Genomic DNA, 21,624 nt, shown 5'->3' on the forward strand with positions numbered 1-21,624 from the left:
GCGGTTAATGTTCGATGTGTTCGTCCGGATGTTCATCGGGACGTTTGACGCGCCGGCCGTCTTCTTTCGAGAGTTGCGAGAAGATGGTCGCCGCCAGCATCGCCATCACACCCACGGTGACGAACGTCAGCTGGAACGCGCCCAGCACGGTTTCAACGCCATCATTGCCGATTTCCGCCGTGAAGCCGCCGAGCAGGGCACCGGCGCAGGCCACCCCGAGACTCAGCGACAACTGCGCAACCACCGACAACAGACTGTTGCCGCTGCTGGCGCTGGCGTCGTCGAGATCGATCAGGGTCACGGTGTTCATCGCAGTGAACTGCAGCGAGTTGATCGCGCCGAGAATCGCCAGCAGGCACAACAGCAGCCAATACGGTGTCTGCTCGCTGACCAGGCCCATGCTCGCCAGCATGATCCCCAGCGCCAGCGTGTTGCCGGTCAAAACGATTCGATAGCCGAGACGCTCGATCAGCGGCCGCGCCATCCACTTGGCAAACATCGCTGCAGCGGCCAGCGGCAGCATGCTCATCCCGGCCTGCGACGGTGAATAACCCAGCGCCACCTGCAGCAGCAACGGCACCAGAAACGGCAACGCACCGCTGCCCAGACGGGCGAACAGGTTACCGATGATCCCCACCGCAAACGTCCGGGTCTTGAACAGCGAAGGCGCGAACAACGGATTCTCGACACGCCCTGCGCGCAGCCAGTACGCCGCCAGACAGGCCATGCCGCCGAACAGCAGCAACATCACCCGCAGGTGCGGCAGATGCAATTCGCCAAGGCCTTCCATGGCGATGGTGATCAGAATCATCGCCGCGCCGAACAGCAGGAAACCCAGACTATCGAAGCGCGTGCGCTCGGTGCCGCGCAGGTCGGGAATGAACTTCCACACCGCGTAGCAGCCGATGACGCCCACCGGCAGGTTGATCAGGAAGATCCAGTGCCATGTCAGGTATTGCACCATCCAGCCACCCATGGTCGGGCCGATCAGCGGGCCGAGCAGGCCGGGAATGGTGATGAAGCCCATGATCCGTACCAGCTCCGAACGCGGGTAGGCGCGCAGTACCACCAATCGCCCGACCGGCAGCATCAGTGCACCGCCGAGGCCCTGGATGACCCGGGCGCCGACCAGCATGGTCAGGCTGCTGGACAGGGCGCAGAGCAGCGAGCCGATGCTGAACAGCAGGATCGCGCCGAAGAAGATTTTCTTGGTGCCGAAGCGGTCGGCGATCCAGCCCGAGGCCGGAATCAGCAACGCCACGGTGAGCATGTAGGCGATGACCACACCCTGCATGCGCAGCGGGTCTTCGGCCAGATCCCGGGCCATGGCCGGCAGGGCGGTGTTGAGGATGGTCCCGTCGAGGGACTGCATGAAGAAAGCGATGGCGACGACCCACGGCAACCAGCGGGCGGTGATGGCGTCGAGAGGCGGGCGGTTGGGCATGGAACCTCTTGTGGTGTGGGGCTGTGAATGATCGTTCCCGCGCCAGGCGCGGGAACGATTTGTATCAGAGGGTCAAGGTCAGTCGGCTCACCAACGCCCCCGGCAACAACGCCGACGACGTATTGCGCTGACTGTAGGTGCTTGCCGACAGTAGCAACTCGCGCTCGGTGGTCAACGCTTCCAGCTGCGAACCCAGCAGGCTGTAGGCACTGTCGTCAAAACGCATGGTGCTGACCGGCGCCTGAATCTCGCCGTTCTCGACCCAGAACGTGGCAAACCGGGTCATGCCGGTCAGGCGCGCCGCCGGTTGATCCGAGAAGTTCAGATACCACAGGTTGCTGATGTAGAGCCCGGTGCCCAGTTGCTTGAGAATCTCCGCTTGCGGCAGATCACCGGCGCCCATGTTCAGCGCGCTCGGCGATTCGCCACCGCCGGCACCGTTGGCCGTCAGACCGTATTCGGCAGCACTGCGCGAACCGACAAGTTGATCGCCGGCCTTGCCTTCGATGATCAACCGCAGGTCACTGCGCGGATAACCTTCACCGGAAAACGCCGGGCTCAGCGAGCCGCTGACTTTTTCGTCGAGGGACACCAGCGGGCTGAACGCCTGATCGCCGGCATACAGCTTCTGCAACGGGCTGCTCTTGCTGGCAATCGACTGGGCCGAGAAACCGCCCCAGCACAACATGCCCATGATTTCTTCCAGGGCTGCCGGTGCCAGATAGGCGCGGTATTGTCCCGGTGGCAGGGTGCGCAACGGACGACCGAGAAACTCAAGCTGCTCGCGGGCCTGCTGGAAGCGTTTGGCGAAACCTTCGCTGCTCCACTCGTGCCCGGCGTAGCTGGCTTTCACCGCTTCGCCGTTCTCGTGGAACAGGCTGAAGTCGAAGTTGAAGCTGTTGGCCTGATGCCAGCCGAATGCCCCCGAGGAACTGGCGAAACCACGGCTGATCGGGCCGGCAGCGTAGAAACCGACCAGATCCAGCCCTTCGGCCGCCTCGGCGATTTCAGCGACCACCTGCTCGGTGTCCGGCAGCGGATGTTCCTGCACATTCTGGCTCTGCCAGCCGTTGTGGTTGAGCAGCAGGTACGGATCCTGCGGCAGCAGCGGCAGGGTTTCGCGCAGTTGTTGCAGGCCTTCGGCGAGGCGTTGCAGGTCGGTTGCCTGTTCGCCGGACAGGGTGATGTGCAGGTCGGCATGGCGGCCGTCGTCAATCAGTTTCAGACCGATACCGGCTTGTTGCACTTGCCCGGCCTGACGCACCTTCGCGTGATTGAAGCGCACGAAGGCCGACGATTCGGCGTCGTAACTCAGCGTGAATTGTTCCGGCTCGCGCACGGCATCGCGCAGCCAGTTGACCAGCACCTTGAAGGCCTCGACCTGGCTCTTGGAAATACTCATCAGGCGTCTCCCCCAAACACATCAACATTGCTGAACACGCAGGCCGGCGAAGCGTGGCCGACGCGGATCACCTGGTTCGGTTCGCCCTTGCCGCAGTTCGGCGTGCCCAGCACTTTGGTGGTGCCGGCGTTGCCGACCGCGCGCAGGCTCTTCCAGAAGTGCGCGGAAATGCCCCGGTAGTTGGGGTTTTTCACCACACCCTTGAGTTCGCCGTTTTCAATCAGCTGGCCCCATTCGCAGCCGAACTGAAATTTGTTGCGAGCATCATCGATCGACCACGAACGGTTGGTGCTCATCAGGATGCCGTTTTCGATGCTGCCGATCAGTTGCTCCAGCGACTGGTCGCCCGGCTCGATGTTGAGGTTGGCCATGCGGTCGATCGGCGGTCGGTTCCAGCCGCAGGCGCGGCTGTTGGCGACACCGTCCAGGCCCGCGCGGAACTGCGACAGCGCACCGCCCAACGGCCGCACCAGCAGACCTTCGCGAATCAGGAATTGCTTGCTGGCTTTGGAGCCGTCGTCATCGTGGCCATAGCTCGCCAGCTCTTCGGGAATGTCCGGATCGAAGGTCACGTTGAGCAGCTTCGAGCCGTATTGCAGGCTGCCGAAATCCGAGGTTTTGACGAAGCTGGTGCCGGCGTAGTTGCGCTCGTCGCCGAGAATCCGGTCCAGTTCCAGCGGGTGGCCGATGGATTCGTGGATCTGCAGCATCATCTGGTCGGGCATCAGCAGCAGGTCACGCGGACCTTGCGGCGTATTGGGTGCGAGCAGCAGTTGCAGCGCCTGATCGGCGACTTGCGGGCCGGCGCCGATCAAACCGCAGCGGCTGATCACGTCGGCGCCACCCTGCTGGCCGAAGTTCTCACGGCCGAGGCTGCGGGTCTGGCTGTCGTTGCCGTCGTAGGCGGTGACATCCAGGCCCGGATAGACGAAGCGCTGGGCCTGGCGCAATTCGGCCCCGGCGCTGCTCAGGTAGATCTGTTCGACATGGGTGATGCCGATGCTCACTTCCCAGTTCACCAGGCGCTCATCCTTTGGCACCGAGGCGGATTCCGCGCCGAGCAGCTCGAAGCATTCGCTCAGGGACGGGAAGGGTTGTTCCAGATTGGGTGAAAAGTAGTCGGCGCGGTCGCTGGACACCGGCTGCTGGCTCAGGTCGAGCAGGGCGTGGGGCTTGATCCGCCGGGCTTGCTGTTCGGCGCGCTCGAGAGCGGCTTGCAGGCCTTGTTGCGACAGGTCATTGGTCGCGGCGTAGGCTTCGACGCCGTTGACGCGAACGGTGAGCATCGCGCCTTCGTCGCGGCTCAGGCTCGGCGGTTCGGCGACGTTCTTGCGCACCGACAGGTACTGGCCGGACTCGCGTACATACCGCAAGGAAAAAAACTCGGCGCCCGTGCGCAAGGCAGCGAAGCGCTGCTTGAGCTGGGGGTGGAAATCGAACATCAGGGAACCTCCTTGTTATGGGAGTAGCGGCGAAGCGGATTCGGCGGGGAGGGGTGAAACGATTGCGCGAGGACTAGAGTAGGCCTGCGTCGGGGTAGGATCAAGTGAAGAGGGGGGGTAGGAGGATTTACTGCTTTGAGTCGGCTGATCGTTCCCACATTGCGTGGGAACGATCACCGCCCGGTATTACGACTTACTGAGCAACCGCACTCACATCACGCAGTGCCTTGCCTTTCACCGGCGCATCGCCAGCGACGTAGTACGGCGCCTTGCTGCGTGGCAGTGGCTGACGGCCACGGATCTTGTCGGCGATTTTCTCGGCCATCATGATCGTCGGCGCGTTCAGGTTGCCGGTGGTGATGATCGGCATGATCGAGGCATCGACCACTCGCAGACCCTGCATGCCATGCACGCGGCCCTGGCCGTCCACGACCGCCATCTCGTCGGTGCCCATCTTGCACGAGCAGGACGGGTGGAACGCGGTTTCGGCGTGCTCGCGGATGAACTTGTCCAGCTGCTCATCGGTTTGCACTTCGATGCCCGGGCTGATTTCGCGGCCACGGAAAGCGTCCAGTGCAGGCTGTTGCATGATTTCACGGGTCAGGCGGATGCCGTCGCGGAATTCCTGCCAGTCCTGCTCGGTGGCCATGTAGTTGAACAGGATGCTCGGGTGCTGGCGCGGGTCTTTCGACTTGACCTGGATGCGACCACGGCTCGGCGAACGCATGGAACCCATGTGCGCCTGGAAACCGTGCTCTTGCACACCGTTGCTGCCGTTGTAGTTAATCGCTACCGGCAGGAAGTGATACTGGATGTTCGGCCATTCGAACTCTTCGCGAGTACGGATGAAACCGCCGGCTTCGAACTGGTTGCTGGCGCCGATGCCGGTGCCGTTGAACAGCCACTCGGCACCGATGGCCGGCTGGTTGTACCAGAGCAGCGACGGGTACAGCGAGACCGGTTGGGTGCAGGCGAATTGCAGGTACAGCTCGAGGTGATCCTGCAGGTTTTCGCCGACGCCCGGCAGATCGTGAACGACCGGGATGTCGAGGCTTTCCAGCAGTTTCGCCGGGCCGACGCCGGAGCGTTGCAGCAGTTGCGGCGAAGCGATCGCGCCGGAGCAGACGATGACTTCTTTACGGGCGCGGGCTTCAACGCGCTCTTCGGCAGCGCCGACCAGGTAACGCACGCCAATGGCGCGCTTGCCTTCGAACAGAACCTTGTCAGTCAGGGCGTGAGTGACGATGGTCAGGGTCGAACGCTTTTTGGCCACGTCCAGGTAACCACGGGCGGTGGAAGCACGACGGCCTTTCGGCGTCACGGTGCGGTCCATCGGGCCGAAGCCTTCCTGCTGGTAGCCGTTCAAGTCTTCGGTACGCGGGTAACCGGCCTGCACGCCGGCTTCAACCATGGCGTGGAACAGCGGGTTGTTGCCAGCCTTCGGCGTGGTCACGCTGACCGGGCCTTCGCCACCGTGGTAGTCGTTCGGACCGATGTCGCGGGTTTCCGCTTTACGGAAGTACGGCAGGCAGTCGAGGTAAGTCCAGTCTTCCAGGCCTGGCAGTTTTGCCCAGCCGTCGTAGTCCATCGCGTTGCCGCGGATGTAGCACATGCCGTTGATCAGCGAGGAACCGCCGAGGCCCTTGCCGCGACCGCATTCCATGCGACGACCGTCCATGTACGGTTCCGGATCGGTTTCGTACGCCCAGTTGTAGCGACGGCCCTGCAGCGGGAATGCCAGTGCGGCCGGCATCTGCGTGCGGAAGTCCATGCGGTAGTCCGGGCCGCCCGCTTCGAGCAGCAGGACGGTGACGCCTTCGTCTTCAGTCAGACGGGTCGCCAGGGTGTTACCGGCAGAGCCGGCACCCACAATGATGTAATCGAATTCCTGGGACATTGAATGCACCCTCTTTGAAAGTTGGTCAGGTCAGACAGCCAGCGCTTCCCTTGCGGGAGCGGCGATCAGACATGCCCGCGAAGACGGCTTCGCGGGCAGCGCACGATGGCGGGTCTTAGAACACCGAGACGTAATCGCCCAGCTCGACCTGTACCGATTTGATGCGAGTGAAGTTGTTCAGCGAGCTGATGCCGTTCTCACGGCCGACGCCCGACTGCTTGTAACCGCCAACCGGCATTTTTGCGTCGGACTCGCCCCAGGCGTTGATCCAGCAGATACCGGCTTCCAGTTGATGAATCACGCGGTGGGCGCGGTTCAGGTCGCGGGTGACGATACCGGCGGCCAGGCCGAAGTCGGTGTCGTTGGCGCGGCGGATCACTTCTTCTTCGGTTTCGTAGGTCAGGATCGCCATTACCGGGCCGAAGATTTCTTCACGGACGATGGTCATGTCGTCGGTGCAGTCGGTGAAAACGGTCGGTGCCACGAATGCGCCTTTGGCGAATTCGCCGTCGGTCATGCGCTCGCCGCCGCACAGAACGCGGGCGCCTTCTTCTTTACCCTTGGCGATGTAGCCCAGCACGTTTTCCATGTGCGCGAAGCTGACCAGCGGGCCGAAGTTGGTGTTTTCGTCTTCCGGGTTGCCAACGCGGATGCGCGCAACGCGCTCGACGATCTTGGCTTCGAAAGCAGCTTTCAGGTGGCTCGGCACGAACACGCGAGTGCCGTTGGTGCAGACCTGACCGGAGCTGTAGAAGTTGGCCATCATGGCGGTGTCGGCGGCGCGATCCAGGTCGGCGTCGTCGCAGATGATCAGCGGGGACTTGCCGCCCAGTTCCATGGTCACGTCTTTGAGCGACGAAGCCGAAGCGCTGGCCATTACCTTTTTGCCGGTGTCGGTGCCGCCGGTGAAGGAGATTTTTTCGATGCGTGGGTGTTCGGTCAGCCAGGTGCCGACTTCACGGCCGCTGCCGGTCAGGACGTTGAACACGCCATTCGGAACGCCGGCTTCGGTGTAGATCTCGGCCAGTTTCAGGGTGGTCAGCGAGGTGACTTCGCTTGGCTTGAAGATCATCGCGTTACCGGCCGCCAGGGCTGGAGCGGATTTCCACAGGGCGATCTGGATCGGGTAGTTCCACGCGCCGATACCGGCAACCACGCCCAGCGGCTCGCGACGGGTGTAGACGAATGCGGTGTCACGCAGCGGGATCTGCTCGCCTTCGATGGCGGGTACCAGACCTGCGTAGTATTCCAGCACGTCGGCGCCGGTGACGATGTCGACGTACTTGGTTTCGGAGAAGGCTTTACCGGTGTCCAGGGTTTCCAGGGCAGCCAGTTCATCGTTGCGCTCGCGCAGGATGTCGACGGCGCGACGCAGGATGCGCGAACGCTCCATGGCGGTCATCGCGGCCCAGATTTTCTGGCCTTTTTCGGCGCTGACGACAGCGCGCTCGACGTCTTCCTTGGTCGCACGTTGCACTTGTGCGAGGACTTCACCATTAGCCGGGTTGATGGCTTCGAAGGTGGCATCGCTGCCGGCGTCGGAGTACGCGCCATCGATGTAGAGTTTTTGCAGTTCGAAACGGGCCATAGTGTCCTCGCAAGTGCATAAGTGGTTGGCGTTGACCACCGCGATCAGGCTGCGGTGGCGTTCAGGGGCCGAGCGTTTTCTGTGTGCTCTAGCTCACCTTCTTGGCCAATTGGAAATCCATGTATTCGTAAGCGATCTGTTGCGCCTGCGCAGTGTCGAAAGCGTCTCCCGACAGCGCGCCGCGCAACCACAAGCCGTCGATGAGAGCTGCCAGTCCACGGGCGGCGGTGCGCGCATCTTCGAGCGGCAACACACGGCGGAACTCGCAGCACAGGTTGGAATACAGACGGTGATCGTTGATCCGCTGCAACCTGTGCAAAGACGGCTGGTGCATGCTGGTGGCCCAGAAGGCCAGCCAGGTTTTCATTGCCGGGCCATTGACCTGGCTGGCGTCGAAGTTGCCTTCGATGATCACCTGCAGATGCGCCCGGGGGCTGCTGTCTGCCAGCGCCTGACGGCGCGCGGTGACGTTCTCGCTGAGGACGCTCATCAGATACCGCATCGTGGCGGCAATCAGGCCGTTCTTGTCCTGAAAATAGTGACTGATGATGCCATTCGAGACACCGGCCAGACGGGCGATCAGCGCAATGCTGGCGTCCCCCATTCCGACCTGATCGACCGCCTGCAAAGTGGCTTCGATCAGTTGTTGGCGGCGGATGGGTTGCATACCGACCTTGGGCATCTTGCACATCTCCTTAGGCCTTCCGACGGGCGATGAACGCCGATCGGATTGAGGGCCAGTCTATTTTGTTTTGATTGAACGTTCAATCAACAAAGAATAAGATCTGCGACAAATCGTCGCTGCCTACAGATTTTTCCTACGAGTAAGTGGCGATAAACCGACATCCGAAAATGCTCGAAACCTGCGCGGGGCAAGGCGCGGTTCGACGTTCGATGGACGTGTTGAATGGGCAAGACGCTCGAGGCCAGGTTTCGGATGAACGTCCGGACCTCGGCCACGACGGCGATTCGCGGTGCCATCTCTGCAGGTTCGGGCTTTTTTCGGGGTGTCTTTATATCACCCGCCGGTCGGCTGCCAACTAACCGATTGGTCGGGTTCCGTGTTGCCTTGTGTTCTTCTCTCGCACTGCCTGGAGCATTTGTGCCATGAGTTCTGCCTCGCTTATAAAGACCCCGCCCGAGAAGGTGACGGTCAACGGTTGGGTGTTCTACACCTCTACCGTGCTGATTCTGTTGTTGACCGCCATTCTGATCATCGCCCCGCAAGAGGCCGGCAGAATGTTGGGAGTGGCTCAGGCCTGGTTGTCCCGCAGCTTCGGCTGGTACTACATGGTGGTGATCGCCGCTTACCTGGTTTTCGTGGTGGGCCTGGCGTTTTCCTCCTACGGCAAACTCAAACTGGGTAGCAAGGACGACACCCCTGATTTCAGCTACGGCGCCTGGGCGGGGATGCTGTTCTCGTCGGGTATCGGTATTTCGCTGCTGTACTTCGGCGCGTCCGAGCCGCTGGATCACTACTTCAACCCGCCGGAAGGCGCGTCGGCCACCAACCTGGCGGCACGTCAGGCTGTTCAGCTGACCTTCCTGCACTGGGGCCTGCACGGCTGGGCGATCTACGCGCTGGTCGGTCTGGCCGTGGCCTATTTCGCTTACCGTCACAACCAGCCGCTGGCACTGCGTTCGGCGCTGTACCCGCTGGTGGGCGAGCGTTGGGTCAAGGGCGCTGCCGGTCATGCGGTAGACGGCTTCGGCATGTTCGTGACCCTGCTGGGTCTGGTGACCAACCTGGGGATCGGCTCGCTGCAAGTGTCCTCGGGCCTGGAAAACCTGTTCGGCATGGAGCACAGCAACACCAACCTGCTGATCGTGATCATCGTGATGAGCACCGTGGCGACCATCGCCGCCGTGTCCGGTGTGGAAAACGGCATCCGTCGTCTGTCCAACCTCAACATCATCCTGTTCAGCGGCCTGCTGATTTTCGTCCTGCTGTTCGGCCCGACCCTGCACCTGCTCAACGGCTTCGTGCAGAACATCGGCGACTACCTCAACGGCGTGGTCATGAAGACCTTCGACCTGTACGTCTATGAAGGCGACAGTGCCAAGTCCGACCGCTGGCTGGGCCTGTGGACTCTGTTCTACTGGGCATGGTGGATTTCCTGGGCCCCATTCGTAGGCATGTTCATCGCGCGTATTTCCCGTGGCCGTACCGTGCGTGAACTGGTGGCCGGCGTGCTGCTGATTCCGCTGGGTTTCACCCTGGCGTGGCTGTCGATTTTCGGTAACTCGGCACTGGACCTGGTGATGAACCACGGTGCGGTGGAACTCGGCAAGACGGCGCTGGAACAGCCGTCGATGGCGATCTATCAGCTGCTGGAACACTACCCTGCGTCGAAAGTCGTCATCGGTGTGTCGATCTTTGTAGGTTTCGTGCTGTTTCTGACCCCGGCCGACTCCGGCGCGGTGATGATGGCCAACCTTTCCTGCAAGGGCGGCACTGTCGATGAAGACGCCCCGCACTGGCTGCGGATCTTCTGGTCGGTCGTGATCACCCTGGTGACCATCGGCCTGCTGTTCGCCGGTAACTTCGAAGCCATGCAAACCATGGTGGTGCTGGCCGGTCTGCCGTTCTCGGTGGTGCTGGTGTGCTTCATGTTCGGCCTGCACAAGGCGATGCGTCAGGACATGCAAATCGAACAGGAGCAGGCGCAACTGGCTGAGCGCGGTCGTCGTGGTTTCAGCGAGCGTCTGACTCAACTGGATCTGCAACCGAGCCAGTCGGTGGTGCAGCGCTTCATGGACAAACACGTCACGCCGGCGCTGGACGATGCGGCTGCCCAGTTGCGTGCCCAAGGCCTGGAAGTGCAGACGCTGCTGGGTAAATCCAAGCGTTGCATGGGCGTGCGCGTCGAGATGGAAGAGGGCAACCCTTTCGTCTACGAAGTGAGCCTGGACGGTTATCTGGCGACCCCGACCGAATCGGCCCAGTCCGATGAAGCGCGCCAGCGTTACTATCGCGCCGAGGTGTATCTGCACAACGGCAGCCAGGATTACGACCTGATGGGCTTCACGCAGGATCAGATCACACGCGATGTGCTCGATCAGTTTGAAAGCCATCGGCAGCTCCTTGGCCGGGTGTACAGCTAAAAGCGATTGTTCATTCCCACGTCCTGCGTGGGAATGATGAAAACAAAAACGCCGCGATCCTCTCGCGGCGTTTTTGTGTCTGCTGTCTTTACCCCAGGTTCTTGCCGAGCAGCGCGTGATACAGCTCGCTGTCCCCGAGAATCCCCACCACATGATTGTTGTCGTGCAGCACCAGCTTGTTGCCGGTCTGATAACGAATCTGCAACGCGTCACGCATGCCGATGTTCGAGTCCACGAGCGTCGGACGGCGATCGAGGCCCTCAACCGCTTGCCCCGGCACCCAGTTCTGCAGGTCGAGTACCGAGCCGTTCTTGCGTGCACCCTTGATGGTGTTGCCTTCGGCCAGGTCCAGCCATGAGTCGCCGCCTGGATCGAGGCACACAGAACCATTGATGCGTTTGCAGTTGTCCAGAGTGCGCATCAGGCTGCGACCGCAGAGCACGTTCAGCGGGTTGGTGTGGGCGACGAAGGTGCGCACGTAGTCGTCCGCAGGATTGAGCACGATCTCTTCCGGCACGCTGTACTGGATGATCCGGCCGTCTTTCATGATCGCGATGCGGCTGCCCAGTTTCAGCGCCTCGTCGAGGTCGTGGCTCACGAACACGATGGTCTTGCTCAGCTTGCGTTGCAGTTCCAGCAATTCGTCCTGCAGGCCCTGGCGGATCAGCGGGTCGAGGGCCGAGAACGGTTCGTCCATCAGCAGAATGTCGGCGTCCATCGCCAGTGCACGGGCCAGGCCCACACGCTGCTGCATGCCGCCGGACAGTTCGTTGGGTTTCTTGTTGCGCCACTGGGTCAGGCCCACCAGCTCAAGCTTGTCATCCACCAGCTTGCGGCGTTCTTTCTCGGGACGGCCCTGCATTTCCAGACCGAAGCTGATGTTCTCGCGCACGGTCAGCCACGGCATCAGGGCGAACTTCTGGAACACCATCGCAATGCGCTTGGTGCGCATCATTTTCAGTTCGGCCGGGCTGCAGGACGCGATGTCGATCTGTTTGCCTTCATGCTCGACGAACAGCTTGCCACGGCTCACGGTGTTGAGGCCGTTGATGCAGCGCAGCAGGCTGGACTTGCCGGAGCCGGACAAACCCATCAGTACGCAGATTTCACCTTTCTCGATATCCAGGCTGGCCTTTTCAACGCCGACAATCTGCCCGGTCTTTTTCAGGATCTCGTTGCGGGTCATGCCCTGATCCAGCAGCTTGAGTGCCTCGCGCGGATCCTTGGCGAAGATAACGTCTACGTTATCGAAGCGGATTATGCTCATGCGTCACCCCCTACTTTGGCGTCGGGTTGTTTGCAGATACGGTCGAGCATGATCGCCAGCAGTACGATCGCCAGGCCCGCTTCGAAGCCCAGGGCGATATCAGCAGTGTTCAGTGCGTTGACCACCGGTTTGCCGAGTCCGTCGGCGCCCACCAGTGCCGCGATCACCACCATCGACAGCGACAGCATGATGCACTGGGTGATGCCGGCCGCGATGCTCGGCATGGCGTGGGGCAGTTCAATCCGTGAAAGCAGTTGGCGACGCGAGCAGCCGAAGGCCTTGCCGGCGTCCATCAGTTCTTCCGGGACATCGCGGATGCCCAGGTAGGTCAGGCGGATCGGCGCAGCGATGGCGAACACCACCGTGGAGATCAGGCCCGGGACCACGCCCAGCCCGAAGAGGGTCAGGGTAGGAATGAGGTAAACGAAGGTCGGTACGGTCTGCATCAGATCGAGCACCGGCCTCATCAAAGTGTAGAATATCGGTTTGTGCGCGGCGACGATGCCCAGCGGCACGCCGATGACCACGCAGACCAGGGTCGCGAACATGACCTGGGCGAGGGTTTCCATGGTTTCCTGCCAGTACCCCAGGTTGAGGATCAGCAGAAAGGAGGCGATCACGAAGGCGGTGAGGCCCCATTTGCGTTGAATGAAGTGCGCGAGCAGAGCGATGAGGCCGATCAACACCAGCGGGTTGAACCAGGTCAGCGCAAACGTCACGCCGTGGATCATCGTTTCCAGGGTCACGGCGATTGCGTCGAAGGTGCTGGCGCCGTGTTGCGTCAACCATTCAACGAAGCCCGCGATGTACTGGCCTAAAGGGATTTTCTGATCAATCAGCATGGTAGTGAACGTCCGCATGCAAGGAAATAAACAGCCCGGACGGCCGGAGCCGTCCGGCATAAGCGATTACTGAGCAAGTTTGGCTTTCACGGCCTCCAGGCCAGGTTTACCGTCAATGGTGGTCACGCCAGCGAGCCAGGTATCGAGCACCTGTGGATTCTTTTTCAGCCAGGCCTTGGCGGCCGCGTCAGGCTTCATCTTGTCGTCGAGGATGTTGCCCATCAGGGTGCTTTCCATGTCGACGGTGAACTCCAGATTCTTCAGCAACTGACCGACGTTGCTGCATTCCTCGACGTAGCCCTTGCGGGTGTTGGTCGCGACAGTAGCGGCGCCGAAATCCGGGCCGAAGAAGTCGTCGCCGCCGGTCAGGTATTGAATCTTGAAGCGCTTGTTCATCGGGTGCGGCGCCCAGCCGAGGAACACCACGGCGGTGTCGCGCTTCTGCGCACGGTCGACCTGCGAGAGCATGCCCGCCTCGGACGATTCGACGACCTTGAAACCGGCGTCTTTCAGGCCGAAGGCGTTCTTGTCGATCATGCTCTGGATCAGGCGGTTGCCGTCGTTGCCAGGCTCGATGCCGTAGATCTTGCCGTCGAGCTCTTTCTTGAATTTGGCGATGTCGGCGAAGTCATGCAGGCCCTTGTCGTACAGCGCCTGCGGTACGGCGAGGGTGTATTTGGCGCCCTTGAGGTTGGTGCGCACCACTTCCACGGTGCCGGCATCACGGTAGGCCTTGATGTCGTTTTCCATGGTCGGCATCCAGTTGCCGAGGAACACGTCCATGTTCTTGCCGTCGGCCAGCGACTTGTAGGTCACGGGCACGGAGATCATGGTGGTCTTGGTCTTGTAGCCGAGGGCGTCGAGCACCACGCTGGTGGTCGCGGTTGTTGCGGTGATGTCGGTCCAGCCGACATCGGAGAAGTTAACGGTACTGCACTGCGCCGGTTCTGCAGCTTGCGCCAGTAACGGCAGACTCAGCATGGCGGCCAACAACAACGACGGGGAACCTTTCATGGATGGACTCCTTGGTGTTTTTTTTGGCAGTGTTCCGACTGGACCACCGCACTTATAGGTTGCGGTTGGATGGCGTTCTGGAGACAGCTCTGTCACGGCGCCTTGCAATCGAGTCGATACGATCATGTACCAGTGAAAATCTGACGCCTACAGGGTGCGTCGTATCCAGTACAGGGATGGTCGCATCCAGTGTCAGTGACGTCGTTTACAGCTTTTTTCAGCCCTGTTTGGCCATCTGAACCGCATAAAAACGGCGAAAACACGGGCGAAAACCGGCACGGCGTTCGTGGGCATGAGTGCGTCGGTGTCAGACGCCGTGCGACCCGGGAAAAGCCTGATGATGCGGGCATTCCGGCGGATCGCAGCTTGAGCGTAGCAGCTCCGCCAGCGGGCGCTTCACGCCCCGGACCGGCACTCTCAGGAGCTCTGCATCAATGGCTATCAGCGTTTTCGACCTGTTCAAAATCGGCATTGGTCCCTCCAGTTCTCACACCGTCGGGCCGATGCGCGCCGCGGCGCTGTTCGTCGAGTCGCTGCGCGACAGATTCCTGCTGGAGCAGGTTCGGCGGATCGAAGTGCAACTGTTCGGTTCGCTGTCGGCCACCGGTGTCGGTCACGGCAGCGACAACGCGGTGATCATGGGCCTGATGGGCGAGTGGCCGGACGCGATCGACCCGTCGCAGATCGGCCCGCGGATCCAGGCCCTGCGCGAAACTCACACCCTTTTACTGGATGGTCGTTTGTCGGTGCCTTTTATATGGGCCCGCGACATGCGTCTGATCGACGAGAATCTGCCGTTCCATCCCAACGCCATGACCCTGGTTGCCGAAGGCGATCACGGCGAGATTCATCGCGACACCTACTATTCGGTCGGCGGCGGTTTTGTCGTCGATGAAGCGCAGGCGTCCAGCGGTGTGGTGGATCTGGATCGCACCGAATTGCCCTATGACTTCTCCAGTGCGGTCGAGCTGCTGGAGCTGTGCAAGCAGAACAACCTGCGCGTGGCCGAACTGATGATGGCCAACGAGAAAGTCTGGCGCAGCGAAGAGGAAATCCGCGCCGGGCTGATGAAGCTCTGGCGGGCGATGCAGGATTGCGTCGAGCAGGGCCTCAAGCACGAAGGCATCCTGCCCGGCGGCCTCAATGTGCGCCGGCGTGCGGCCAAGTTGCACCGCAGTCTTCAGGAATTGAACAAGCCCAACGTGATCGGCTCGACCCTCAGCGCGATGGAGTGGGTCAACCTGTTCGCCCTGGCGGTCAATGAAGAGAACGCGGCCGGCGGGCGCATGGTCACGGCACCGACCAACGGCGCGGCCGGGATCATTCCGGCGGTGCTGCACTACTTCATGAAATTCAGCGAAGCGGTAACCGACGCCAACGTGGTGGATTATTTCCTCGGGGCGGCGGCGGTGGGGATTCTGTGCAAGAAGAACGCTTCGATCTCCGGTGCCGAAGTCGGTTGCCAGGGCGAGGTCGGTTCGGCCTGCGCAATGGCGGCGGCGGGGTTGGCGGAAATCCTTGGAGCAAGCCCGGAGCAATTGTGCAACGCGGCGGAAATCGGCCTCGAGCACAACCTCGGCCTGACCTGCGATCCGGTGGGCGGTCTGGTCCAGGTGCCGTGCATCGAGCGCAATGCGATTGCGGCGGTGAAAGCGATCAACGCGGCGCAGATGGCCTTGCGCGGCGATGGTCAGCACTTTATTTCGCTGGACCGGGTGATCCGCACCATGCGCGATACCGGCGCCGACATGCATGACAAATATAAGGAAACTTCACGCGGTGGATTGGCGGTCAGCGCGGTTGAGTGCTGATACGCCGACAGCGCCAGACCAGTCAAAACTGCGCACCAAGTGAGCATCGACAATAAAACGCGCCACCTTTTGGCGCGTCGCAATCAGATAAGAGTGTTTCCCACCAACATGCCCGGATTCGCACCGGCTACCGTCCGTCATCCGTGCCAGCGGTGACACTGTAGGACAATCCCCCGCAGCCCTGTTCCCACAAGTGCTACCGATCTGCTCACGCACGCCGGGGCAGGGCTTTCACCGCCGCTGATGGCACTTCGAACAACCTTTCGTCGGACGGCTTGTATAGACGCGTCGCGACGTCGTTTTCAGGAGTTATTGAACAGCCATTCAATTTTAGGCATGGCAATTGCTCTGTCATAACAAAGCCCCGTCTCACGCAAGAGAACGATGGCAATAACAAGAGCCTCCGCCTGAGGCCATCACCTGCTTTGTGTGAGGAGATACCGCGATGACGTCGTTCAACTCCGGGGCTCAACCCCAGAACCGTGCGCCTCAATCCATCGGCTTTCTGCTGCTGGACAATTTCACGCTGATTTCCCTGGCTTCCGCAGTCGAACCGCTGCGCATGGCCAACCAGTTGTCCGGTCGCGAGCTGTATCGCTGGACCACCCTCACCGTCGACGGTGGCCAGGTCTGGGCCAGTGACGGTCTGCAGATCACCCCCGACGCCTCCATGCACAAAGCCCCGGCCCTCGACACCATCATCGTGTGCGGCGGGATCGGCATTCAACGCACCGTTACCCGTGAACACGTCTCGTGGCTGCAAAGCCAGGCGCGCCAGTCCCGTCGCCTCGGCGCCGTGTGCACCGGCAGCTGGGCACTGGCCTGCGCCGGCCTGCTCGACGGCTTCGATTGCAGCGTGCACTGGGAATGTCTGGCAGCGATGCAGGAAGCTTTCCCGCGCGTGGCGATGAGCACCCGTCTGTTCACCCTCGACCGCAACCGTTTCACCAGCTCCGGCGGCACCGCGCCGCTGGACATGATGCTGCACCTGATCAGCCGCGATCACGGCCGTGAACTGTCCGCCGCGATCTCCGAGATGTTCGTCTACGAGCGTATCCGCAACGAGCAGGATCACCAGCGCGTGCCGCTCAAGCACATGCTCGGCACCAATCAGCCGAAACTGCAGGAAATCGTCGCGCTGATGGAAGCCAACCTGGAAGAGCCGATCGACCTCGACGAACTGGCGGTGTACGTCGCCGTGTCCCGTCGCCAGCTCGAGCGCCTGTTCCAGAAATACCTGCACTGCTCGCCGTCGCGTTACTACCTCAAGCTGCGCCTGATCCGTGCCCGGCAACTGCTCAAGCAGACGCCGATGTCGATCATCGAAGTGGCATCGGTCTGCGGGTTCGTGTCGACGCCGCACTTCTCCAAGTGCTACCGCGAATACTTCGGCATTCCGCCGCGTGACGAGCGCGTAGGCTCCAACACCACCCAGCAGGTGGCGATGCTGCCGCTGCCGCAGGCCATCGTGATGTCGCCGCTGTCCGGGCCGATGTCGGCGCTGAGCCAGGCGCGCAACGAGTCGACCTTCGCCAGCGTGCGTCTCTGAAACGAAAGATCGCAGCCTGCGACAGCGCCTTCAGGGAAGGCACTTTCGCAGGCTGCGATCTTTTTTTCGGTCAGGTATCAGGCGCGGGTCTGCTGGTACTGCGCCAGGGCCGGCAGCAACTGCTTGTCGATGGCTTCACGCACGATCGGCTGGATACTCGCGCTGCTGGTGTACATCTGCTTGACCATGGTGCGCAGCGTGTTGGCCCGCACATCGTCCAGACCGCGCACGGCGCACTCGCAGGCTTGCTGTGCGGTAGAGCCCGACGGTACTTCGAATCCCAACGACTTGAGTTGGCCCAACAGGTCTTCCTGATCGATCAAATCGGCATACATCATGACGCGAATCCTTCTTTGGCAACGGAGGTCGTGACTCGATTCTGGTAGGCCTGTACAGGCACGGCAAGGGCGATTTGTCGCAGTGGCCGCGACGACTATGAACAGGTCGTTTTCGGCTAACTCGCCGACAAGAGGAGTGGGCACACTGGCCTCAGCTCGCTTCACGAAGGTTTGGTCACCCTCGGCATGGCAGCTCCTCAACAGTACCCTCGCCCCGATCCTGTCACGGCTTGTATCGGGGCTTTTTTTGCCTGCGAATAACAATGACGCGGTCTAGCGCTGAAGCACCAGAATCCGCGACAGCAACTCGTCCCTGTCGATGTAGCAGCCCTGGAAATGCCGGGCCCCGGTGGACGGGTCGAACGCATTGCGCGCATGCAGGGTGCGGCGGTTGTCGAAGCACCACAACTCGCCCGGATTGAGCCGCTGCATCACCCGGAAGCGTGGCTCGCGGGTCATGGCGATGAAGCGTCGATACGCGCGATACAGCAGCGGCATTTGCTCCACGGACGTGTCGAACGCACCGCGCAGAAAGTTGGCCATGCGGATTTCCGCAACCCGACCCAAGGCATCGAGGGCGATGATCGGCGCGAGGCAGCGATAGTCGCTGTGGCGGTCCTTGTTGCGAAACTCCACCGGGATCTCGCACATCGCCTGAAACGATGCGGGATCCTCCAGACGCAACGCTTCGGCAATCGCAAAACCGTCGACGAAAATGCTCTCGCCACCCTCGGCGTCGTTCACCAGGCAATGCAGAAATTGCAGCCCCGGTTGCAGCTCGCGGGTCGGCAGGTCGGTGTGCAATGGCAGGTTGAATGCGGTGTAGGCGTTGCTGTCGGCATCGGCCTTGGATTGCACGTTGAACAGCACACCGAAATTGCTCTCGCGAATGAACGAAATGCGCTCGGCGATCAGCTTCAGCGAGCCGGGTTCGGTGGGCACGCCGCGCACCTGGGTCAGGCCGATATCGCGCACGGCAAGCAACCATTGCAGCAGCGCAGCGTTGTCGTTCATCAGGGCTGAATAGTCGAACACCGGCAGCTGCAAATCGCTGTGCCACAGAAACGGTTTTGGCTTGGTGGCGAGGCGCTCGGCACGGGATTCGTCGTCATAGGCGTGGGCCCGCAACCAGCCCGCATCGAAGCGACTCAGGTGGCCGTCCTGCCAGTCGATGCGCAGGCAGCCATCGGTGTCGATATAGGCGGCAGAGGGCGACAGATCCTGCGCCGCATCGACAATCTCGAACACTTGCTCGCGGGTAACGCTGTAGACGCACTGCGGACACGGGCAGTTATCCCGCAGCCACACGTGGTGAAACGGGCTGACGCGCCCGTCGGCCCATTCGATCAGAACGCGATCCGCCAGGTTCTGCACGCCGTTCAGCGCGCTGATCAACGGATAAGTACGGAAATCGGCAACTGCAGCGGCGGTTTGCATGGCGGCTCCTTGCGATGAATGAATTTACCGGGCTGGGGGCAGGGCGATGACCCGGCCGATGTAAGCCGGGGCGGGCAGGTCGGCCTGCTCGGCGACGATGGCTTGCAGACGGCCCAGGGTGTCCGGGGTAAACGGTGCGGAACGCGGCCCGGCGAGGTCGACGTGGAGCAGCATCTGTTCGTTGCCGGCCAGTTCCTTGTCACCGCCGGCCAGGTGCAGGCTGTGATAGAGGTGCAGGCGTTTCTGGTCGTGGCCGATGATCTGCGTGCGCACTTCTACCTCGGCATCGAGCTTCACTTCGTGCAGGTAGTTGAGGTGCAGTTCGAGGGTGAACAGCGAATTTCCGCTGGCTTCGCGGTGGTTGCTGTCCATGCCGAGGCGATCCATCAGGGCGTCGGTGGCGTAACTGAAAATCAGCAGGTAGAAGGCATCGCGCAGGTGGCCGTTGTAGTCGACCCAGTCGGGGATGATGCGGGTCTGGTAAGTGGTGAGGGTGGGCATGTTTATCTCCAGGCACGAGCGCTCCCGCGCTTTGCGCGGGAACGCTCAATCTGCAATTACTCGCTGAAACTCATTCCATGCTTTTCTTTGGTGGTCTTCACCGCCTCAAGCACCGCCAGCAGACAATCATCACGATAGCGCTCCAGCGCCGAAATACTGTGGCGGCCCAGTTGATCGCTGGTGCCATCCACCACATCGTCGATCAACTTGTCCGTCAGTTCTGGTGCCGGCAGGTACGTCCACGGCAACTGCAACGCCGGGCCGAACTGCGACATGAAGTGACGCATGCCGGCATCGCCACCGGCCAGGGTGTAAGTCAAAAACGTACCCATGAACGACCAGCGCAGACCGGCGCCAAAGCGGATCGCGTCATCGATTTCACCGGTGGTCGCCACGCCGTCGTTGACCAGGTGCAGCGCCTCGCGCCACAGCGCTTCGAGCAGGCGGTCGGCGATGAAGCCGGGCACTTCCTTGCGTACATGCAGCGGGCGCATGCCGAGGGATTCGTAGACTTTCATCGCCGCTTGAACCGCTTCCGGCGCGGTGTTCTTGCCACCGACCACTTCCACCAATGGCAGCAGGTAAACCGGGTTGAACGGGTGGCCGACCACGCAACGTTCCGGGTGGGTCGAGCTCTCGTAGAACTCGCTCGGCAACAGGCCCGAGGTGCTGGAGCCGATCAGGGCATTGGGCTTGGCCGCCGCGCTGATTTTGCTGTGCAACTCCAGTTTCAGTTCGAGGCGTTCCGGAGCGCTTTCCTGGATGAAATCCGCGTCGCGCACACACTCTTCAATGGTCGTCACAAAACGCAGGCGATCCTGCGAAGCGCCTGGCGCCAGGCCGTTTTTTTCCAGCGCGCCCCAGGCATTGGCCACGCGTTTGCGCAGCGCCGCTTCGGCACCCGGCGCCGGGTCCCAGGCCACCACGTCGAGGCCATGGGCGAGGGCGCGGGCGACCCAACCGCTGCCGATGACGCCGCTGCCCAGTGCTGCGAAGGTTTTGATTTCGGTGATAAAGCTCATGGTCACTTCCTGGAATGAGGCAAAAAACGGTGGGCGCCAATGACCCGCCCACCGGGGGAAAGGGTGATTTCAGCCGCGCTGGGTCAGGCCCATCTTCTTGCGACCTTCCGCCGGGGTCAGCACCCGGGCGCCGAGGCGGCTGAGGATCTCGGTGGCGCGTTCGACCAGTTGGCCGTTGGTTGCCAGCACACCTTTGTCCAGCCACAGGTTGTCTTCCAGACCGACCCGCACGTTGCCGCCAAGCAGCACCGCTTGCGCGGCCATCGGCATCTGCATCCGGCCGATGCCGAAGCCTGCCCAAACAGCGTCGGCCGGCAGGTTGTCGACCATGGCTTTCATGGTGGTGGTGTCGGCCGGCGCGCCCCACGGGATGCCCAGGCACAGCTGGAACAGCGGGTTGTCGAGCAGGCCTTCCTTGATCATCTGTTTGGCGAACCACAGGTGACCGGTGTCGAAAATCTCCAGCTCCGCTTTCACGCCCAGCTCGGTGATTCGCTTGGCGCCGGCACGCAACTGGGCCGGGGTGGAGACATAAATGGTGTCGCCGTCGCCGAAGTTCAGGGTGCCGCAATCCAGCGTGCAGATTTCCGGCAGCAGCTCTTCGACATGGGCCAGACGGGTCAGCGGGCCGACCAGATCGGTGTTCGGGCCGAACTCCATCGGGTTCTCGCCCGGGCCGATTTCCAGGTCGCCGCCCATGCCGGCGGTGAGGTTGACGATGATGTCGACGTCGGCTTCGCGGATGCGCTCCATGACTTCGCGGTACAGCGCCACGTCACGGCTGAACTTGCCGGTCTGCGGGTCACGGACGTGGCAGTGCACGACGGTGGCGCCGGCCTTGGCCGCTTCGACGGCGGCTGCGGCGATCTGCTTTGGAGTGACCGGCACATGAGGGCTCTTGGCGGTCGTGTCGCCAGCACCGGTGAGTGCGCAGGTGATGATGACGTCGTGGTTCATGGTGCGTT

The 21,624-nt window shown here is 61.8% G+C and carries 17 protein-coding genes; 3 read left to right on the forward strand and 14 right to left on the reverse strand.

The genetic code is table 11. The annotated features are described in order from the left end of the window. Positions 1 to 4: 4 nt before the first annotated feature. The 6 genes from mdtD to betI form a co-directional block, all read right to left on the reverse strand. Positions 5 to 1,444: a multidrug transporter subunit MdtD gene (gene mdtD, locus M5B44_RS17415; RefSeq protein WP_085709132.1), complete on the reverse strand. Its 1,440-nt coding sequence runs from the start codon at positions 1,442 to 1,444 to the stop codon at positions 5 to 7. Positions 1,445 to 1,508: 64 nt separating this feature from the next. Then, entirely contained in the window at positions 1,509 to 2,846 is a 1,338-nt protein-coding gene (locus M5B44_RS17420) for a TldD/PmbA family protein (RefSeq protein ID WP_248739974.1), read from the reverse strand. Further along, positions 2,846 to 4,288, reverse strand: a complete 1,443-nt coding sequence (locus M5B44_RS17425; RefSeq protein ID WP_248739975.1) for a TldD/PmbA family protein — start codon at positions 4,286 to 4,288, stop codon at positions 2,846 to 2,848. The genes M5B44_RS17420 and M5B44_RS17425 overlap by 1 nt, the downstream gene beginning before the upstream one ends. A gap of 193 nt (positions 4,289 to 4,481) precedes the next feature. Continuing rightward, the gene (betA, locus tag M5B44_RS17430) at positions 4,482 to 6,185 is read right to left on the reverse strand and encodes a choline dehydrogenase (RefSeq protein ID WP_248739976.1); all 1,704 of its coding nucleotides are present in this window, start codon (positions 6,183 to 6,185) and stop codon (positions 4,482 to 4,484) included. Between the two features lie 115 nt (positions 6,186 to 6,300). Beyond that, the gene (gene betB / locus M5B44_RS17435; protein ID WP_085709136.1) at positions 6,301 to 7,773 is read right to left on the reverse strand and encodes a betaine-aldehyde dehydrogenase; all 1,473 of its coding nucleotides are present in this window, start codon (positions 7,771 to 7,773) and stop codon (positions 6,301 to 6,303) included. 88 nt (positions 7,774 to 7,861) lie between these two features. After that, a complete protein-coding gene (gene betI, locus M5B44_RS17440; RefSeq protein ID WP_085688616.1) occupies positions 7,862 to 8,455 on the reverse strand; it encodes a transcriptional regulator BetI in 594 nt (197 codons plus the stop codon). A 425-nt stretch (positions 8,456 to 8,880) separates the two neighbouring features. Here betI and betT point away from each other — a divergent pair, with 425 nt between their 5' ends. Then, positions 8,881 to 10,878: a choline BCCT transporter BetT gene (gene betT / locus M5B44_RS17445; RefSeq protein WP_085709137.1), complete on the forward strand. Its 1,998-nt coding sequence runs from the start codon at positions 8,881 to 8,883 to the stop codon at positions 10,876 to 10,878. Positions 10,879 to 10,966: 88 nt separating this feature from the next. Here betT and choV read toward each other — a convergent pair whose 3' ends face one another. From choV to M5B44_RS17460, 3 genes are all read right to left on the reverse strand, one after another. Continuing rightward, entirely contained in the window at positions 10,967 to 12,145 is a 1,179-nt protein-coding gene (gene choV / locus M5B44_RS17450; RefSeq protein ID WP_085709138.1) for a choline ABC transporter ATP-binding protein, read from the reverse strand. Beyond that, positions 12,142 to 12,987 (reverse strand): choline ABC transporter permease subunit, encoded by an 846-nt coding sequence (choW, locus tag M5B44_RS17455; protein ID WP_248739977.1) that lies wholly within the window; start codon positions 12,985 to 12,987, stop codon positions 12,142 to 12,144. Before choW ends, choV begins: the two co-directional genes overlap by 4 nt. A gap of 66 nt (positions 12,988 to 13,053) precedes the next feature. After that, the gene (locus tag M5B44_RS17460) at positions 13,054 to 14,001 is read right to left on the reverse strand and encodes a choline ABC transporter substrate-binding protein (RefSeq protein ID WP_169432241.1); all 948 of its coding nucleotides are present in this window, start codon (positions 13,999 to 14,001) and stop codon (positions 13,054 to 13,056) included. A 434-nt stretch (positions 14,002 to 14,435) separates the two neighbouring features. Here M5B44_RS17460 and M5B44_RS17465 point away from each other — a divergent pair, with 434 nt between their 5' ends. Both M5B44_RS17465 and M5B44_RS17470 read left to right on the forward strand, forming a co-directional pair. Continuing rightward, positions 14,436 to 15,812, forward strand: coding sequence for an L-serine ammonia-lyase (locus M5B44_RS17465; protein ID WP_248739978.1), 1,377 nt, complete (start codon positions 14,436 to 14,438; stop codon positions 15,810 to 15,812). Positions 15,813 to 16,257: 445 nt separating this feature from the next. Beyond that, positions 16,258 to 17,361 (forward strand): GlxA family transcriptional regulator, encoded by a 1,104-nt coding sequence (locus M5B44_RS17470; protein WP_065260190.1) that lies wholly within the window; start codon positions 16,258 to 16,260, stop codon positions 17,359 to 17,361. Positions 17,362 to 17,438: 77 nt separating this feature from the next. On the opposite strand, the gene M5B44_RS17475 is transcribed toward M5B44_RS17470, so the two are convergent. The 5 genes from M5B44_RS17475 to M5B44_RS17495 all read right to left on the reverse strand — a co-directional run bounded on the left by M5B44_RS17475 (position 17,439) and on the right by M5B44_RS17495 (position 21,616). Then, the gene (locus M5B44_RS17475) at positions 17,439 to 17,699 is read right to left on the reverse strand and encodes a hypothetical protein (protein ID WP_085688602.1); all 261 of its coding nucleotides are present in this window, start codon (positions 17,697 to 17,699) and stop codon (positions 17,439 to 17,441) included. 273 nt (positions 17,700 to 17,972) lie between these two features. Further along, positions 17,973 to 19,136 carry a gamma-butyrobetaine dioxygenase gene (locus tag M5B44_RS17480; RefSeq protein ID WP_248739979.1) on the reverse strand — a complete coding sequence of 388 codons (1,164 nt, stop codon included), beginning with the start codon at positions 19,134 to 19,136 and terminating at the stop codon, positions 17,973 to 17,975. 24 nt (positions 19,137 to 19,160) lie between these two features. Beyond that, positions 19,161 to 19,637 carry a thioesterase family protein gene (locus M5B44_RS17485; RefSeq protein ID WP_248739980.1) on the reverse strand — a complete coding sequence of 159 codons (477 nt, stop codon included), beginning with the start codon at positions 19,635 to 19,637 and terminating at the stop codon, positions 19,161 to 19,163. A gap of 56 nt (positions 19,638 to 19,693) precedes the next feature. Then, positions 19,694 to 20,659, reverse strand: a complete 966-nt coding sequence (locus tag M5B44_RS17490; RefSeq protein WP_248739981.1) for an L-carnitine dehydrogenase — start codon at positions 20,657 to 20,659, stop codon at positions 19,694 to 19,696. Between the two features lie 69 nt (positions 20,660 to 20,728). After that, complete coding sequence (locus M5B44_RS17495; protein ID WP_064380223.1) at positions 20,729 to 21,616, reverse strand: 3-keto-5-aminohexanoate cleavage protein; 888 nt, start codon at positions 21,614 to 21,616, stop codon at positions 20,729 to 20,731. Positions 21,617 to 21,624: the final 8 nt, after the last annotated feature.

This window comes from Pseudomonas sp. MWU12-2029 (assembly GCF_023242425.1).
In the GTDB taxonomy this organism is placed as follows: domain Bacteria; phylum Pseudomonadota; class Gammaproteobacteria; order Pseudomonadales; family Pseudomonadaceae; genus Aquipseudomonas; species Aquipseudomonas kribbensis.

Bases quoted from the DNA above. Each gene is read 5' to 3' on its own strand.
- betA (WP_248739976.1), bottom strand. From the start codon at position 6,185: ATGTCCCAGGAATTCGATTACATCATTGTGGGTGCCGGCTCTGCCGGT.
- M5B44_RS17460 (WP_169432241.1), bottom strand. From the start codon at position 14,001: ATGAAAGGTTCCCCGTCGTTGTTGTTGGCCGCCATGCTGAGTCTGCCG.
- mdtD (WP_085709132.1), bottom strand. From the start codon at position 1,444: ATGCCCAACCGCCCGCCTCTCGACGCCATCACCGCCCGCTGGTTGCCG.
- betI (WP_085688616.1), bottom strand. From the start codon at position 8,455: ATGCCCAAGGTCGGTATGCAACCCATCCGCCGCCAACAACTGATCGAA.
- M5B44_RS17465 (WP_248739978.1), top strand. From the start codon at position 14,436: ATGGCTATCAGCGTTTTCGACCTGTTCAAAATCGGCATTGGTCCCTCC.
- M5B44_RS17420 (WP_248739974.1), bottom strand. From the start codon at position 2,846: ATGAGTATTTCCAAGAGCCAGGTCGAGGCCTTCAAGGTGCTGGTCAAC.
- M5B44_RS17425 (WP_248739975.1), bottom strand. From the start codon at position 4,288: ATGTTCGATTTCCACCCCCAGCTCAAGCAGCGCTTCGCTGCCTTGCGC.
- choV (WP_085709138.1), bottom strand. From the start codon at position 12,145: ATGAGCATAATCCGCTTCGATAACGTAGACGTTATCTTCGCCAAGGAT.
- M5B44_RS17485 (WP_248739980.1), bottom strand. From the start codon at position 19,637: ATGCCCACCCTCACCACTTACCAGACCCGCATCATCCCCGACTGGGTC.
- M5B44_RS17475 (WP_085688602.1), bottom strand. From the start codon at position 17,699: ATGATGTATGCCGATTTGATCGATCAGGAAGACCTGTTGGGCCAACTC.
- betB (WP_085709136.1), bottom strand. From the start codon at position 7,773: ATGGCCCGTTTCGAACTGCAAAAACTCTACATCGATGGCGCGTACTCC.
- M5B44_RS17480 (WP_248739979.1), bottom strand. From the start codon at position 19,136: ATGCAAACCGCCGCTGCAGTTGCCGATTTCCGTACTTATCCGTTGATC.
- M5B44_RS17490 (WP_248739981.1), bottom strand. From the start codon at position 20,659: ATGAGCTTTATCACCGAAATCAAAACCTTCGCAGCACTGGGCAGCGGC.
- M5B44_RS17470 (WP_065260190.1), top strand. From the start codon at position 16,258: ATGACGTCGTTCAACTCCGGGGCTCAACCCCAGAACCGTGCGCCTCAA.
- betT (WP_085709137.1), top strand. From the start codon at position 8,881: ATGAGTTCTGCCTCGCTTATAAAGACCCCGCCCGAGAAGGTGACGGTC.
- M5B44_RS17495 (WP_064380223.1), bottom strand. From the start codon at position 21,616: ATGAACCACGACGTCATCATCACCTGCGCACTCACCGGTGCTGGCGAC.
- choW (WP_248739977.1), bottom strand. From the start codon at position 12,987: ATGCTGATTGATCAGAAAATCCCTTTAGGCCAGTACATCGCGGGCTTC.